The sequence below is a fragment of the Nocardia pseudovaccinii NBRC 100343 genome (genome assembly GCF_001613225.1).
In the GTDB taxonomy this organism is placed as follows: domain Bacteria; phylum Actinomycetota; class Actinomycetes; order Mycobacteriales; family Mycobacteriaceae; genus Nocardia; species Nocardia pseudovaccinii.
On the sequence record NZ_BDBY01000038.1, the window covers coordinates 1 to 14,949 of the forward strand.

15 protein-coding genes are annotated in these 14,949 nt (G+C 66.5%); 8 read left to right on the top strand and 7 right to left on the bottom strand.

Annotated elements, in window-relative coordinates; translation table 11 throughout:
* The first annotated feature begins 111 nt into the window (after positions 1 to 111).
* Positions 112 to 822 (top strand): transcriptional repressor LexA, encoded by a 711-nt coding sequence (gene lexA, locus NP3_RS05450; RefSeq protein ID WP_063038402.1) that lies wholly within the window; start codon positions 112 to 114, stop codon positions 820 to 822.
* Positions 823 to 829: 7 nt separating this feature from the next.
* Here the strand turns inward: lexA and NP3_RS05455 are convergent, their stop codons facing one another.
* On the bottom strand, positions 830 to 2,449 hold the full coding sequence (locus NP3_RS05455; protein ID WP_218024813.1) for a carboxylesterase/lipase family protein: 1,620 nt from the start codon (positions 2,447 to 2,449) through the stop codon (positions 830 to 832).
* A gap of 124 nt (positions 2,450 to 2,573) precedes the next feature.
* Here NP3_RS05455 and NP3_RS05460 point away from each other — a divergent pair, with 124 nt between their 5' ends.
* Genes NP3_RS05460 through NP3_RS05480 form a run of 5 tightly spaced genes read left to right on the top strand, consistent with a single transcriptional unit; the run spans position 2,574 to position 7,851 of the window.
* Positions 2,574 to 3,917: a cytochrome P450 gene (locus NP3_RS05460; RefSeq protein WP_063038406.1), complete on the top strand. Its 1,344-nt coding sequence runs from the start codon at positions 2,574 to 2,576 to the stop codon at positions 3,915 to 3,917.
* Positions 3,914 to 4,813 (top strand): alpha/beta fold hydrolase, encoded by a 900-nt coding sequence (locus NP3_RS05465; RefSeq protein ID WP_063038408.1) that lies wholly within the window; start codon positions 3,914 to 3,916, stop codon positions 4,811 to 4,813. The genes NP3_RS05460 and NP3_RS05465 overlap by 4 nt, the downstream gene beginning before the upstream one ends.
* Positions 4,797 to 5,654: an SDR family NAD(P)-dependent oxidoreductase gene (locus NP3_RS05470; protein ID WP_063038410.1), complete on the top strand. Its 858-nt coding sequence runs from the start codon at positions 4,797 to 4,799 to the stop codon at positions 5,652 to 5,654. The genes NP3_RS05465 and NP3_RS05470 overlap by 17 nt, the downstream gene beginning before the upstream one ends.
* The gene (locus tag NP3_RS05475; protein ID WP_245720826.1) at positions 5,651 to 7,186 is read left to right on the top strand and encodes a flavin-containing monooxygenase; all 1,536 of its coding nucleotides are present in this window, start codon (positions 5,651 to 5,653) and stop codon (positions 7,184 to 7,186) included. The genes NP3_RS05470 and NP3_RS05475 overlap by 4 nt, the downstream gene beginning before the upstream one ends.
* Positions 7,187 to 7,221: 35 nt before the next feature.
* Positions 7,222 to 7,851, top strand: a complete 630-nt coding sequence (locus NP3_RS05480) for a TetR/AcrR family transcriptional regulator (RefSeq protein ID WP_063038426.1) — start codon at positions 7,222 to 7,224, stop codon at positions 7,849 to 7,851.
* On the opposite strand, the gene NP3_RS05485 is transcribed toward NP3_RS05480, so the two are convergent.
* Complete coding sequence (locus tag NP3_RS05485) at positions 7,848 to 8,513, bottom strand: class I SAM-dependent methyltransferase (protein WP_063038412.1); 666 nt, start codon at positions 8,511 to 8,513, stop codon at positions 7,848 to 7,850. The two genes, NP3_RS05480 and NP3_RS05485, sit on opposite strands and share 4 nt — an antisense overlap.
* A gap of 200 nt (positions 8,514 to 8,713) precedes the next feature.
* Here NP3_RS05485 and NP3_RS05490 point away from each other — a divergent pair, with 200 nt between their 5' ends.
* The gene (locus NP3_RS05490) at positions 8,714 to 9,358 is read left to right on the top strand and encodes a formylglycine-generating enzyme family protein (protein ID WP_063038414.1); all 645 of its coding nucleotides are present in this window, start codon (positions 8,714 to 8,716) and stop codon (positions 9,356 to 9,358) included.
* Positions 9,359 to 9,367: 9 nt separating this feature from the next.
* On the opposite strand, the gene NP3_RS05495 is transcribed toward NP3_RS05490, so the two are convergent.
* Entirely contained in the window at positions 9,368 to 10,903 is a 1,536-nt protein-coding gene (locus tag NP3_RS05495) for an aldehyde dehydrogenase family protein (protein WP_063038416.1), read from the bottom strand.
* A gap of 153 nt (positions 10,904 to 11,056) precedes the next feature.
* Here NP3_RS05495 and NP3_RS05500 point away from each other — a divergent pair, with 153 nt between their 5' ends.
* A complete protein-coding gene (locus NP3_RS05500; RefSeq protein WP_157124123.1) occupies positions 11,057 to 12,085 on the top strand; it encodes an AraC family transcriptional regulator in 1,029 nt (342 codons plus the stop codon).
* Between the two features lie 33 nt (positions 12,086 to 12,118).
* Here NP3_RS05500 and NP3_RS05505 read toward each other — a convergent pair whose 3' ends face one another.
* The 4 genes from NP3_RS05505 to NP3_RS05520 form a co-directional block, all read right to left on the bottom strand.
* A complete protein-coding gene (locus NP3_RS05505) occupies positions 12,119 to 12,898 on the bottom strand; it encodes a MerR family transcriptional regulator (RefSeq protein ID WP_063038430.1) in 780 nt (259 codons plus the stop codon).
* A 23-nt stretch (positions 12,899 to 12,921) separates the two neighbouring features.
* Positions 12,922 to 13,428: a VOC family protein gene (locus NP3_RS05510; RefSeq protein WP_063038428.1), complete on the bottom strand. Its 507-nt coding sequence runs from the start codon at positions 13,426 to 13,428 to the stop codon at positions 12,922 to 12,924.
* A gap of 88 nt (positions 13,429 to 13,516) precedes the next feature.
* Positions 13,517 to 14,173 carry a TetR/AcrR family transcriptional regulator gene (locus tag NP3_RS05515; RefSeq protein ID WP_063038420.1) on the bottom strand — a complete coding sequence of 219 codons (657 nt, stop codon included), beginning with the start codon at positions 14,171 to 14,173 and terminating at the stop codon, positions 13,517 to 13,519.
* 2 nt (positions 14,174 to 14,175) lie between these two features.
* Positions 14,176 to 14,778 carry a TetR/AcrR family transcriptional regulator gene (locus NP3_RS05520; protein ID WP_063038422.1) on the bottom strand — a complete coding sequence of 201 codons (603 nt, stop codon included), beginning with the start codon at positions 14,776 to 14,778 and terminating at the stop codon, positions 14,176 to 14,178.
* Positions 14,779 to 14,949 lie beyond the last annotated feature (171 nt).

Sequence of the window (14,949 nt, forward strand, 5' to 3'; positions counted from 1 at the left end):
CCGACAAAGTCAGCAGAAAACGCCGACATGCCTCGAACAGATGTTTGATACATCGGCGTTACCGGACTAGATTCGTTAAACGAAATCAACGGACACAGAAGGGCGGTTGCGGTGAGCCACACAGACGACACGGGCGACGAGAGCGGAGTTGGCACCGACCCGTCCGGTACCGGAGCGGATCTCACCGTGCGTCAGCGCAAAGTCCTGGAGGTCATCCGCACCTCGGTGAGCGAGCGCGGCTACCCGCCGAGCATCCGCGAGATCGGCGATGCGGTCGGACTGACCTCCACCTCGTCGGTCGCCCATCAGCTGCGCACCCTCGAGCGCAAGGGCTATCTGCGCCGCGACCCGAATCGCCCACGCGCCGTTGACGTTCGCGGTCTCGACGAGGCGGTGCGCGCGGTGACCAGCCTGCCGACCACCGAGGATGCCGAGACCGGCAGGCCGGTCCCGACCTTCGTGCCCGTCCTGGGCCGGATCGCCGCCGGTGGCCCGATCCTGGCCGAGCAGGCGGTGGAGGACGTCTTCCCCCTTCCGCGCGAACTGGTCGGCGACGGCTCGCTGTTCCTGCTCAAGGTCGTCGGTGAATCGATGGTCGACGCCGCGATCTGCGATGGCGACTGGGTGGTCGTGCGCCAGCAGAATGTCGCCGACAACGGCGATATCGTGGCCGCGATGATCGAGGGTGAGGCGACGGTGAAGACGTTCAAGCGCACCGGTAAGGATGTCTGGCTCATGCCGCACAATCCGCTGTTCGAACCGATTCCGGGTAATGACGCGCAGATCCTCGGCAAGGTCGTCACCGTCATCCGCAAGATCTGACCCGAGTTCAGCGCGGAAGCATAGGTTTCCAGAAGTCGGCTCGGTGGTCGACGGCATAGGAGTCGATGAGCCGGTTTCCGCTGGGCCGGAAGGACATGACCAGCGGTGCGGCCGGATCATAGGCCGGGATCGGCTCGAGACCGGCCGGATCCGGGCTGGCTTCGATGGTGAATCGGGTCCAGTACCTTCGCATTTCGGCGGCGAGGCGCTGTTGGTCCGGCGTCTGGACGGCGCCGTATAACCAGCCGAGGTCGCGCAGGCTCCACAGAGACGCCAATTCGCTGGCGTGGTATGCGCCCAGCGGGAAGGTATTCGGTGGGCCGAGCGGCGCCGGGTCGTCGAAGGAGTAGGTGTAGGTGGGCGTGCGCGGGCCGAGCCCGTCGTATTCGACAACCAGCACGGCGAGAATGCGATCGGTCCAGGCGCGTGACAGTGCGAGTGCGGGTTCCGGATAGGCGGCGGCCGGATAGGTCTGTTCGACGCGGTCGAGTTGCTCCGGCGTCAGGTCGGGCATGGCGGCGGCCAGTGCGTCGCGGTATCCGGCGGCGGTCAGCGGCCTGCCAAGGGGCACACCGTATTTCATGTACACCCACAGCGACATCTCGTCGTTGTTCGCACCGACGAGCGTGGGCACATCGGCGAAGGCGCCGTTGCGCACGGCCGCCTGTGGCCCGGACGGCAGGAACCGGCCCCCGAACACCGTCGCGGTGATGGGATCGTTCACCAGCGTATCGACCGGCAGTGCGCGCAGGCACGCCGCGGTATCGGGTCCGGCGCACCCGAGACGGGCGGCGTACGCGTCACTATCGGTCACCGCCGTCGCGGCGGACACACCCGGACTGCACGGTCCGCTCTCCATGATCGCGGCACGGAACAACCCACGCGAGCTCGGCGCGACCATCTGAGTGCATACCGACGTCGCACCGGCCGACTCGCCCGCCAGCGTCACGCGCTCCGGATCACCGCCGAATGCCGCGATATTGCGCTGCACCCAGCGCAATGCCGCCTGCTGATCCAGATAGCCGTAGTTACCGGGCCCGGAACCGTCGTCGAGCGCCGAGGCGGCGAGGTAGCCGAGCGTGCCGAGCCGGTAATTGATCGTGACCACGATCAGATCGCCGTCGCCGTGCGCGATCAGCGGGTCGGCGCCGTAAATATCGCCGGAGCCGGTGACGAAACTGCCGCCGTGGATCCAGACCAGCACCGGTAGACCACCGCCGTCGGCGGGCAGGTTGCGCGGCGTCGAAACATTCAAAAACAGACAGTCTTCCGACTTCGTCGGGTTCGCGGCGAATACCCCGTAGAAGTCGTTTTCCTGCGGGCAGCTCGGCCCGGCCACCGTGGCATCCCGAATACCGGGCCAAGGTGCGGCCGGAGCAGGGGGCCGCCACCGCAATTCGCCGACCGGTGGGGCCGCATAGGGAATGCCCTCGAACAGTCGATGCTCCGCGGCCACGATGCCGCGCAACTCACCGGTATCGACGGTGACGAGATCGGCGGCGACCGGCTCGGCGGGCGCCGGTCCGGCCACACCGATCAGCACGATGACGGCCGCAAGGACGGCGAACCAACCCCGAGCCGTGCCGCGAAACCAGCCGCCCGTTGTCACCCAACGATGCTTGCGCACGCGCCCACGCTAACTACCTGCACCGCCGCCGCGGGCGGCAATTCCGAAAGTGACCCTTGCCACACACGGTACGTGAGCGTACCGTGCTGATGGTACATAGATGTACCACGCTGGGAGGTGCCGTATGACCACGGTGAAATTGCCCGACGGGCCGACGAGTCCGGCCTTCTTACAGGCCATCGAGGTGATGGCGAGCCGCACCCGCGCATGGCGCAGATTGCATCAGCGATACGGCTCGGCATTCACGGTCTACCTACCGCGCTTCGGGCGAATCGTGGTGCTGTCCGAGCCTGCCGAGGTGAAGGCGCTGTTCACCGCGAGCTCCGATGTGGCCGATAACGTCGATGTCAATCTCGGGCAGTTCCTCGGTCCCGGCTCACTGTTCTCGCTGCGCGGCGCCGAACATCGTAAGCAGCGAAAATTGCTCACTCCGCCGTTCCACGGTCGTCGTCTCGCGGTGTACGAGACGCTGATCGAGGAGGAGACGGTGCGCGAGCTGGCCACCTGGCCGCAGGGCCGGGAGTTCGCGACGATGGACTCGATGATGCGGATCACCCTGAATGTGATCCTGCGCGCCGTATTCGGCGCCGAGGGCAAGGAATTCGACGAACTGCGCGAACTGCTGCCCAAACTGGTGCTGGTCGGATCGGCGCTCGCGGCACTTCCGGTGCCGCAAAAGTTCTTGGGGCGGTACGGGCCATGGGCCCGCTTCGCCGCACACCGTCGCAACTACGACGAGATAGTCGGCGGGCTCATCGACCGCGCCGCCGCCGATGAGCACCTCGCCGACCGCGACGATGTGCTGGCGATGATGCTGCAGGCCCGCTACGACGACGGCACCGCGATGACCCGCAGCGAGATCGCCGACGAACTGCTCACCCTGCTCACGGCCGGCCACGAGACCACGGCGACCACCCTGTCGTGGACCGTCGAGCGGCTGCGCAGACATCCGGAAGTGTTGCGACGCTTGGTCGCCGAGGTCGACGACGGCGGTTCGGCACTGCGCGAGGCCACCCTGCTGGAGGTGCAGCGGGTGCGTCCGGTCATCGACTCCGCAGTCCGCAACATCCGCGCGGAGTCGATGCAGCTGGGTCGGTGGACGCTGCCCAAGGGGCAGAATGTGCTGGTCAGCATTCGGCTCATGCACGACAACGAAGAACTGTTCCCGAACGCCCGCGCCTTCGATCCGGATCGTTTCGTCGGTGTCCGGCCCGGCACCTTCAGCTGGATTCCGTTCGGCGGCGGCGCTCGGCGCTGCATCGGTGCGGCCTTCGCCACGATGGAAATGAATGTCGTACTGCGCACGCTGCTGCGGGATTTCACGCTCGAGCCGACGGTCGCGCCGGATGAGCGCACGCACTTCCGTGGTGTCGCGCTGGTGCCCGCCAAGAAGGGCCGCGCCGTGGTGTATCGCCGCGCGCCCCGGCCCATCACTGCCGAGACCAGGGCCGAACAGGTGACGGCATGAGTGAGCAATTCGCCGATGTGGGCCACGGCGTCGCCCTGGCCTACGAGCGCCTCGGTGACGGCGGCACTCCGCTGCTGCTCGTCGCCGGACTCGGTCAGCAACTGCACGACTGGCCCGACGGTCTCTGTGAACAACTCGTCGCGCGCGGCTACGACGTCATCCGCTTCGACAATCGCGATGTCGGCAAGTCGACGCACTTCGGCTTCCCGCCACCTGGCCCGCTCGATTTCCTGCGAAAGCGGTGGCACACAGCGCAATACGACCTCTCGGATATGGCCGCCGACACGGTCGGTTTGCTCGACGCGCTGGAGCTGAGCTCCGCGCATGTGGTCGGGATGTCGCTCGGTGGGATGATCGCGCAGACGGTCGCCGCCCGCTATCCGGCCCGGGTCGCCTCGCTGACCTCGATCATGTCGACCACGGGCGCGGCGCGGGTCGGGCGTCCGGCCCTGTCGACCTGGCGGCTGATGTTCGCCCGACCGGCTCGCACCCGGACCGAGCACATCGACCGCTCGGTGCGCATGTACCGCCACATCTGCTCGCACGGCTATCCGTTCGACGAGCAGGCGGTGCGCGCCGCCGCGGCGGCGACCTGGGACCGCGATCCCCATCCGGCACCGGGCGTCGGCCGTCAACTCGCAGGCATCCTCAAATCCGGTGACCGCACCGCGGAACTCGCCGCCGTCGTCGCCCCGACGCTGATCCTGCACGGTGACCGCGACCTGATGGTGAATCCGACCGGCGGCACGGTCACGGCGAGCGCCATCACGGGTGCGCGCCTGCACACCCTGCCCGGCATGGGCCACGACCTGCCTGTCGGCATCCAGCCGACACTCACCGACCTCATCGACACCCACGTCCGCACCGCCAGGAGCACCGATGCCCCGCACCGCTAGGCCGCTGTCCGGCCGTCCCGCCATGATCACCGGCGCCGCCTCCGGCATCGGTCGCAGTCTCGCCCAATTGCTTTCGCGCCGTGGGTCGCCCGTGGCGATCGCCGATATCGACGAGGTCGGTTTGAAGCAGACGGCCGCCACCCTGACCGGTCCGGTGCTCATGCGCGTGCTCGACGTCCGCGATGCCGCCGACCAACTCGCCTTCGCCGCCGAGGTCGAGGACTGGCTGACCGAGCCGATGGCGGCGGTATTCAACAATGCCGGTGTGGCGGTGAGCTCGTCGGTGCTGGACGCGGTTCCGGAAGACGACGAATGGCTGCGGCAGATCAACTTCGACGGCGTGGTCAATGGCACCCGCGCGTTTCTGCCCATCCTGGTCGAACAGGGCCAGGGCGTCATCGTGAATACCTCCAGCGTATTCGGACTGCTCGGTATGCCGAATCAAAGTGCCTACTGTGCGGCGAAATTCGCGGTGCGCGGCTTCACCGACTCACTGCGCCAGGAACTTCGGGGCACCGGCGTATCCGCGGTGAATGTGCACCCGGGCGGTATCACCACCAACATCGCGCGCAATGCCCGGGTGCGCAAGGATCCCGAGGGGCGCGGCCGTTCGCATGAGCAGATGGCGGCGGAGTTCGAGGCGATCACGTTGACCGCACCGGACAAGGCGGCCGAAATCATCTGCCGCGGAGTCGAACGCGGGAAGTCCCGCATTCTGGTCGGGCCCGATGCCTATGTGTTCGACGCACTCGCACGCATCGCGCCGACGCACTACTACGACATATTCGCGGTACTGGAACGGCAGCTGCGGGCTCGCGCCAAGGCAGGAGTGACGGTATGAGAGCCTCGCGCGGCGATTCGATGACGGGTGGCGGCCGGGAGACGGGTGGGCCAGAGCATTTCGATGTGCTGATCGTCGGTGCCGGTCTCTCCGGCATCGGCGCGGCACACCACCTGCAGACTGCCTTCCCGAAGCGCACCTACGCAATTCTGGAGGCTCGCACGGCAATCGGCGGCACCTGGGATCTGTTCCGCTATCCGGGGGTGCGTTCGGATTCCGATATGCACACCCTCGGTTACCGTTTCCGGCCGTGGACCAGGGCCGCGGCCATCGCCGACGGACCGTCGATCCTCGACTACATCCGTGATACCGCGTCCGAAGCCGGTATCGATCGCCGAATCCGATTCGGGCACAAGGTCATCGGCGCATCCTGGTCGACCGAAGCGGCGCAGTGGACGGTGACGGCCGAACACGACGGCACCACCTCGACATACACCTGCGGCTTCCTGTACGTGTGCAGCGGATACTACCGCTACGACCACGGCTACACCCCGGAGTTCGCCGGAATCGATGATTTCCGTGGGCAGCTCGTACATCCGCAGCAGTGGCCCGCCGACCTGGACTATGCGGGTAAGCGAGTCGTCGTGATCGGCAGCGGGGCCACCGCGGTGACCCTGGTTCCGGCCATGGCCGAGGCGGCGGCGCAGGTGACCATGCTGCAGCGCTCCCCCACCTACATCATGTCCGTGCCCACCGAGGACGCGGTGGCGATCCGCTTGCGCGAACGGCTCGGACCCCGCCGGGCGTACACGATCACCCGCTGGAAGAACGTGCTGATCGGCACGCTCATCTACCAACTCAGCCAGCGTCGTCCTCGCGTGATGCGCAACTTCATCCGCAAGCAGACCGCCGCGCTACTGCCGACCGGATACGAGGTGGACGTCCACTTCAAACCGACCTACAACCCGTGGGATCAACGGCTCTGCCTGGTGCCGGACGGGGATCTTTTCCAAGCGATCCGGGCCGGGCGCGCCGCCGTGGTCACCGACCGCATCGAGAAGTTCACCGCCGACGGCCTGCGCCTGGCCTCCGGCGCCGAGCTTCCCGCCGATATCGTGGTGACGGCCACCGGTTTGCAATTACTCGCCTTCGGCGGGATCGAATTCAGCGTCGACGGCAGGGACATCCCACTGCCCGACACCATGGCCTACCGGGGAATGATGCTGAGCGGCGTCCCGAACTTCGCCTTCACCATCGGCTACACCAATGCGTCCTGGACGTTGAAGGCGGATCTGGTGGGCGAATTCGTGTGCCGGTTGCTGCGGCATATGGACGACAACGGCTATGACCAGTGCACGCCGTGGCCGGATCCGAGTATCGCCCCGGAGCCCCTACTGAACTTCCAGTCCGGCTATGTCCAGCGTTCCATCGAACACTTTCCCAAGGCCGGATCGCGACGGCCGTGGCGATTGGGTATGAACTACGCCCACGATGTGCTCGCACTGCGCCACGGGCGGATCGAGGACGGCACCATCCGGTTCGCGAGCCGGGCCGCCGTATCGGACCAGATTCCGGTGCGTGTGAGGTCGTGATCGCAGTGGCGGCGGGGCGAACTAACCTGATTCTTGTGACACGTGCCGAGCCCACCACCAACCTCGCGACCGAGAGCACGCCGGAATCCGCATTCCGGCGTCGCCTCCTCGATGCGATGGCCGAGGCCGTGCGCGATCGCGGTTATCGGGAAACAACCGTGGCCGATGTGGTCCGCAATGCGCGCACCTCTCGCCGCACCTTCTACGAGCATTTCGACAGCAAACAGGACTGCTTCATCGCGCTGCTCGCCGAGCGCAACAACGAGACCATCCAGCAGATCTACGATGCGGTCGATCCGGCCGCGCCCTGGCGCACCCAGGTCCGGCAGGCCATCGAGGCCTGGATCCACGCATCCGATCAGGACACGTCGATCACCCTCGCCTGGATTCGGGATATCCCCGCGCTCGGCGAGGCCGCTCGCCAGCTCCACCACGATACCGGCGAGGCGTTCATCAATCTGATCCAAAGCCTCACCGCCACACCGAGTTTCGAGGCTCCCGGACTGCACCCGCCGACGCGTCAGATGGCGACCATCCTCTACGGCGGTTACCGCGAACTCATCGCCTCCACAGTCGAGGCAGGCAAGGACATCCGTGACATCATCGATGTCGCGGTCGATACGGCCATCGCCCTGGTCGGCCCGCGCTACGAGCCGCGGGGCTAGTCCTTCACGGCCGTGAACTGCGCCAGCGCGCCGTTGCACTCCAGTTCGACCTCGCGCAGGCCCGCCGCGGCGATCCAGCTCGACAGCTCGGCCGCGGTTCCGGACGGACCGAATACGCCCATCGTCCGCATCACCCGCATGTGCACGTCGAAGCGCGGCCGAACCCCGCGCACCACACAGCTGCCGACCAGCCGTCCACCCGGCGCGAGTACCCGGGCGAGCGAGGCGACCGCGGCGGCCGGATCCGGCATACAGTGCAGGCCCGCGAAACTCACCACCAGATCGAATTCGCCGGAGGCGAAGGGCAGGTCGACCACGTCCGCGCGCACATAGTCGATATCGGAGAGCCCGGCGCGCTCGGCCGCCCGACACGCCGCCGCCAACTGGTCATCGGAGATGTCCGCGGCCACATACCGGAGCTTGCGATCGGGTGCGAGTCGACGCAGGGTCACGCCGCCGCCAACCGGCAGATCAAGCAATGCGGAACCCTCCGGCAGTTGGTTGACGACATCCATCGCCGCATACATCCTTCGGGTATCGCAGCCCCACATCACCTGCCCGGCGGGCCGAGCGACCTGTGGATGGTCGAGCACGAAGTCGTAAACCGGAGCCCCGAGATTTCCCCAGACTCGGCTCTGCCACACTTCACGGACGTCGGGCACTGTCGTCTCCTCTTCGCGCGCTGGGAGTCCAGGCTAGGCCGGAGGTCATAGGCGCGCCAAGGCTTTCGCCGACACGCTCTGCTTCGTCAGCGCGGCAGGTGCGGCAGGTATCAGAAATCCATGACCCGCCCTGGTCGCCGCGACGCCGCAAGACGATACGCATGCATTACCATCGGCTAGCTGTGCGTGCGGAAATCGAGATGGTCGCGCTGCCCGCGGGGCTGGTGACGCTGTCGGATCGGCGGACCCAGCGGAGTTGGGCGGTCGAGGTGGCAGAGTTTCGGCTGGCGGCGTTTTCGATTACCCAGTCGCAGTATGAGCAGGTCACCGGTGGTGTGCCGAGTGTGGCTCGAGGTGATCGGCTGCCGGTCGAGGGTGTCTCGTGGTTCGATGCGATCAGCTTCTGCAATGGCTTGTCATCGGGGGCGGGTTTGCCGCCCGCGTATCGCGTGCACGACGACGAGGTCGAGTGGGATGCCGATAGCGAGGGGTACCGGCTGCCGACCGAGGCCGAGTGGGAGTATGCGTGCCGGGCGGGCACTTCGGGGCCGCGATATGGCGAGCTCGACCAAATCGCCTGGTATCGAGGGAATTCCGCAGAGCATGTGCACGAGGTAGGCGCCAAGCTGCCCAACGCCTGGGGGCTGTACGACATGCTCGGCAATGTATGGGATTGGTGCTGGGACATTTACGACGCCGAGGTGTACGACTCGTATCGGGTGCTGCGCGGCGGCGGCTGGTCCGACGAGAAGTGGAGTTGCCGGGCCTCGGTGCGACGGCGCAGCCATCCGACCTATCGGATCGACGATGTCGGATTCCGGGTCGCACGTTCGATATTCGCCTGATTCGGCGCCTTATCGCTTGCCGACCGAGAATTTCGGCAGTTTGCGCCTGCCGCGCCCGTCGAGCGCGCGCATCAATCCCGCCACCACGCGCAAACGCCCACGCGAGGCCGGATACCACATCAGCTCACGCTTCATCGCCGGTACGCGTGGCACCGTAATCGCTTGCTGGCGACAGTATTTCCGGATTCCGGCGGCCCCGCCCCATCGCGCGCCTATCCCGGAATCCTTCCACCCGCCCATCGGCAGCGCGAAGCTGAACAGATTCGCGAAAGCGTCGTTGACATTGACCGCACCGGCTTCCAGCCGCCGCGCCACCCGCTCGCCGCGCTTGCGGTCTCTTGTCCAGACCGTGGCCGAGAGCCCGTAGACCGAGTCATTGGCCAGGCGCACCGCTTCGTCCTCGTCGGCGACCTTCAGCACCGGAATGGTCGGGCCGAATGTCTCCTCGCTGATGCACGCCATCGAATGGTCCACATCCACCAGCACGGTCGGTTCGAAGAAGGTGCCGACCCCGGTCGCCTTGCCGCCGGTGGTGATCCGCGCGCCCGCGGCCACCGCCTGCTCGACATGGCGTGCCACGATATCGCGCTGGGCCTCGGTCGCCATCGCGCCGATATCGAAAGCGAACCCGCGCCCGTCGTGTCCCTGCCGGAGCTTGCGCACCTGTTCGGTCAGGCTGGTCACGAACTCGTCGTAGACCGGCGCCTCGACATACACCCGCTCGATCGAGATACAGACCTGACCGGAATTGAACAGTCCGCCATAGGCGATGCCCGCCGCGGCCCGCTCGATATCGGCATCCGCGAGGACGATCGCCGGATCCTTGCCGCCGAGTTCCAGGCTGTACGGGGTCAAGCTCGCCCCGCAGGCGGCGGCGATCGCCCTACCGGTCTTGGTGGACCCGGTGAACTGGACGTAATCGACCGCCTCGACGACCGCGCGTCCGGTATCTGCGCGCCCGGTCGACACCGCGAAGACCGGCGGCGCACCGATCTCGGCCCATCCGCGCGACAGCGCGACCGCACTCAACGGCGTGACCTCCGACGGCTTGACCAGCACCGCGGCACCGGCCATCAGCGCGGGCAGCGCATCGAAGCACACATTGAGCAGCGGAAAGTTCCACGGCGTAATGATCCCGACCACCGGATGCGGCCGATAGGTCTTGACCAGCCGCTTGGTGCGCCCGAGCGGACTGTGCGGAACCGGATGCTCATCGAGCAGGAATTTCGCGGCGTTGCGCGCCCAGTATTTGATCAGATTGACCGCAGCGGGCACCTCGATCTCCGCGTCGTAGCGGGTCTTACCGGTTTCGGACTGGACCACATCGGTGAGCTCGTCGGAGTTATCGATCAGCCAATCCTGCAGCCGAAAGAGCCACTCGGCGCGCTTATCCGGACCGATCGCGTCCCATTCCGGCTGGAACAGGCGCAATTCGCGCACCGTCGCGGCCACCGCCGCACTCGATTCGTCGGGCACCCGGCCGGTGACGCTGCCGTCGGCGGGATTGTGTACCTCGATCTCGACCTGCTGTTCCGCCGTACTCATCCGGCTCACCTCCTGTGCTGTGCCCCTCCCTCCAGCGTGGCATTTCCGTCGGCGTGGCACCGGGTGTTCCGATTTTCCTGCGATGGAGAAGAAAGGATTGATACCTTCCGCCAAGAGCAAGACGCGACCAGGCTTCGACGAGGATGCAGTTCAGTGTTCGATTGGGATCTCCTGCGTAGTACATCCAGCGTGCATGTGCTGATGCGATTGGCGCAGGAACGCGGCATGTCGGCGGAAGTCTGCCTCGAGGGTACGAAGCTGGCGCCCGAGGCGGTGAGCGATCCCGATGCCGCGGTGACGGCGCGGCAAGAGGTGCGCGTCGTGCGCAATCTGCTCGCACGTTGCGGCGCCGAACCCGGATTGGGCGTCGAGGCCGGGCACCGCTATCACCTATCGCTGTACGGACCGTGGGGGCTGGCGCTGCTCAGCAGTCGCACGGTGCGCGAGGTGATCGAGGTTTCGCTGCGGTATGTCGATTCGGCCTTCGTATTCGGTCGGCTGACCTTCGAGGAGGGACCGGCCGAGTCGCGGCTCATCTTCGACGATTCGGCGATACCTGAGGATGTGCGCGCCTTCCTCACCGAGCGTGTCATCACCGGTATCCAGTCCATCGGCCGGGAGCGGTTCTCCGCGGGTGTGCCCGCCACCCGGATCAGCTTCCGCCATCCCGCTCCAGCGGATACGACGCGCTACCGCACCGTCTTCGGTGTCGAGCCGCAATTCGACGCGGCGGTCAACGAATTGGTCTTCGACAGTTCGTATCTCGATGTCGTGCTGCCGCAGGCCGACGAATGGGCGCGCGGAACATGCGAACAACTGTGCCGCGATCTGCTCACCGCCCGCCGCGCCCGCACCGGCGTCGCCGGTTCGGTGCGTGACCTGCTGGTCCGCGATCCGGGTGAGATTCCGGACCAAATCGCCGTCGCCACAGCGCTTTTCATGAGCCCGCGTACGCTGTCTCGCCGCCTGCGCGACGAAGGCACCTCCTTCCGCAACCTGCTCGACGAGGTACGCCAGATGATGTCGGAGGAACTGCTCAGCCACACCGATATGACCACCGAACAGGTGGCGGCCCGCCTGGGCTACGCCGAGGCCGCCTCCTTCATCCGCGCTTTCCGTCGCTGGCAGGGCTGTCCGCCACAGGAATTCCGAGCCCGCGGGACGCTCGTCGCAACCAGGTGAACCCTCGACGCAAACGTCGAGAGGACGCTGACATCAGTCCATTCTCGGCTGACCCGCGTTGGCGTGGATGATGGCGGATAGCCAAGGGGTCAGGCCGGGGGCGAGGGTGTCGAAGAAGGTGCTGTAGTTCGGGTCGGTGAGATAGGCGCGGGCGATGCAGATGTGCATGGCGGGGGTGCAGTCGAAGTAGGTGTCGATCGAGGCGTGGTGGCGTTCGGCCAAGGCGTTGGCTTCGTGGCTGCCGGGGAGTACTCCGGCACGGTAGGCGGCGGCGAGGTCGGCGTTGAGTGCGTCGACGGTGTCGGCGATCTGTTGCCAATCCTCGGCGGTTCGGTCCGCGGCGCGTTCGGCGTACTGGGCCCACTGGGCGGTGTCACCCCAGCGGTCGTGGGCCTGGGCGGTCCAGGTGGGTTGCCAGTGCTCGCCGAAGATCTCGATCTGCTCTTCGGCAGAAAGCAGGATTCCGGATTCTCTGGCCTCGATCAAGCGGTCCATGCCATCGGCCATCTGTTGCAGACGAGCGGCGCGCTCGCGGAGTTCGTCGCGCTGCCGACGCAGCGACGACGTCGCGTCGGCGGCGGGCGCATCCAGGACCGTCTTGATCTCATCGAGGGGTACGCCCAGCTCACGGTAGATGAGCACACGATGGATGCGGGCGATGTCCGCGCTCGTGTAGAGCCGGTACCCGGCGTCGGTGCGCTCGGTCGGGCACACGAGCCCGATCGCATCCCAATGGTGCAGCGTCCGGATCGTGACGCCTGTGCACGCGGCGGCCGCACCGACGGTGCGACCGGCATCGGCCTGATCAGTCACACCGACCAGTCTGACAGGCGCGCTCACTTCGGTGGCTCCCCGATCCCGATGGAGCGCAACAACTCGGCTTCGGCGCTGTTCGGATCGTATGGTCGCGCCGCGGTCATGATCACCCGCGTGTTGTCCGGCGTTCGGATCTCGAGGTCCACCGTATTCCACGGCATCGGCCGCGGACCGGACGTGCAACCGGGCAGCAGTTGCTCGCACGCGACCGCGATCTCGTCGAGCTGGCTCAGCACGCAGGCGAAGCTCACGCTCAGTTCAGTTGCCGCCGCGGTCTGGTCGGCGGATACGAGCAGGACATCCTGGAATGCCCAGCGCCGCAGGTGGGTGAGTCGGCCGGGGACGGAGAACAGGTCGAAGAAGCCGAGTCCGCGCGTCCAGAAGTCCACCGACGCGTCCAGATCGGCCGTCGGCACCGTGACGAACATCGGCATCCCGTAGAGGCCGCGGAAAAGTTCCGGCGCCACGGCGTCGAGCGTGGGTACGGGAACCGGACTGATATCGAATGCTGGGTAGGTTTCGCTCACCGCCACATCGTCGAGCCTGACGTAACGTCAGGGTCAAATCACGGCCCGCCGGACCGACATGGGCGAACTGATCGAACGGCGAAAGTCGCTACGCCGCACTGAAGAACAGGTAGTCGAACAGCGCCAGAATTCGGTCGATGCCGAATTCATCGGGATGGTCGAGCACCAGGCGCGCCGCGGTTTGGATGGTGCCCTGTACGACCTGGGCCAATACATCCGGATCGACGCCATCGGCATCGGGCTCCTCCGCCAGCCACAGTCCGAGTGCTTGGCGCAGTGGTACGCGCAATTCGTCGCGAGCCGCGGCGACCCGTTCCCGCAGTACCGGCGGCACACCGTCGATCGGGAAGTACACCAGTCGCCAGGTGTCGGGCATCGAGCAGACCTCGGTCAGGAAGTGGCCGAGCATAGCGGGCAGCTGTTCCGGTGCGGCGGTGCCGCATTCGGGTGTGGTGGCGGTATCGGCGACCGAGCGGGCGACTGCCGCCGCCATGCGGGCGGTCTCGCGTTCGATGAGCGCCTCGAGCAGTTCGTCGCGGCTGCCGAAGGAGTCGTAGACGACCGGCCTGGTCACCCCGCCCCGCTCGGCGACGGCGGCAATGCTCACGCTGGTGAATCCCGCCTCCGCCACAATGCGCAACGCCGCGTCGAGCAGTTGCTCACGCCGGTCCGCTGGCTGAAGTCGCTTGGCGTACTTGCGTTTAGGCGATTGCTTGTGGGGCGCTGCTTGTTTCGCGTCGGCCATCGCTAGTTCTCTCCGATTCCGGCGGCGACCGCCCGGCGCGCCACCCAGCGCAATGTCTCGGATACCGCCTCGCGCCGTTGCGCGCCGTCCTCGGCGAGCACCAGCCTCGCACCGGTCTCGGTCGCACTGATCACCGCGTGGCTCAACAACTCTTCGTCCATATCTCGCTCGGTGAGCGCGGCGATCAGCGCGAGTACCGCTCGACTGCGCTCCCGCAGCGCCTCCCGGCCGCGATCCACCCGCTCGTGCGCGGTTTCGGGCAGGCCGTCGCCGGGCATCAGCACGAATCGCCAGCTCTGCGGCGCGGCCGCGACGAGGTCGAGAAAGATATCGACGGCATCGGCCGAAACGTCCGCCGCGATCGCGGCCAGATCCGCGCCCTCCTGGAATACCGGAGTCGCCTCGGCTGCCATGGCCAGCACCCGTTCTTCCTCGCGATCGAGCAGTGCCTCGAAAAGTTCGTCCCTGTCACCGAATTCGGCGTACAGCGCGGGGCGGGTAACACCCGTCGCACGCGCGATCGCGTGCAGACTGGCGCCGCCGTAACCCTCGCGCACGATCAGGTCCCGTGCTGCGTCGAGAATGTCGTCGCGTCGTGTTGACAATTACCCTCCAACGTCGGCTGACGGACACCTGTTTCAGATTTGCTTCCGGCTGGGCCAGTGTACGCATTTCGCTCGCGCCCGCCTCGGATTCGACTTCCCAGCGCGCGAATAACGCACCGGCGCAAAGGGTGCGTGGAATTTGATTCCGTTGTATTCGGTGCGTCCGCAGTG

Bases quoted from the DNA above. Each gene is read 5' to 3' on its own strand.
- NP3_RS05470 (WP_063038410.1), top strand. From the start codon at position 4,797: ATGCCCCGCACCGCTAGGCCGCTGTCCGGCCGTCCCGCCATGATCACC.
- NP3_RS05460 (WP_063038406.1), top strand. From the start codon at position 2,574: ATGACCACGGTGAAATTGCCCGACGGGCCGACGAGTCCGGCCTTCTTA.
- NP3_RS05490 (WP_063038414.1), top strand. From the start codon at position 8,714: ATGGTCGCGCTGCCCGCGGGGCTGGTGACGCTGTCGGATCGGCGGACC.
- NP3_RS05465 (WP_063038408.1), top strand. From the start codon at position 3,914: ATGAGTGAGCAATTCGCCGATGTGGGCCACGGCGTCGCCCTGGCCTAC.
- NP3_RS05475 (WP_245720826.1), top strand. From the start codon at position 5,651: ATGAGAGCCTCGCGCGGCGATTCGATGACGGGTGGCGGCCGGGAGACG.
- NP3_RS05495 (WP_063038416.1), bottom strand. From the start codon at position 10,903: ATGAGTACGGCGGAACAGCAGGTCGAGATCGAGGTACACAATCCCGCC.
- NP3_RS05515 (WP_063038420.1), bottom strand. From the start codon at position 14,173: ATGGCCGACGCGAAACAAGCAGCGCCCCACAAGCAATCGCCTAAACGC.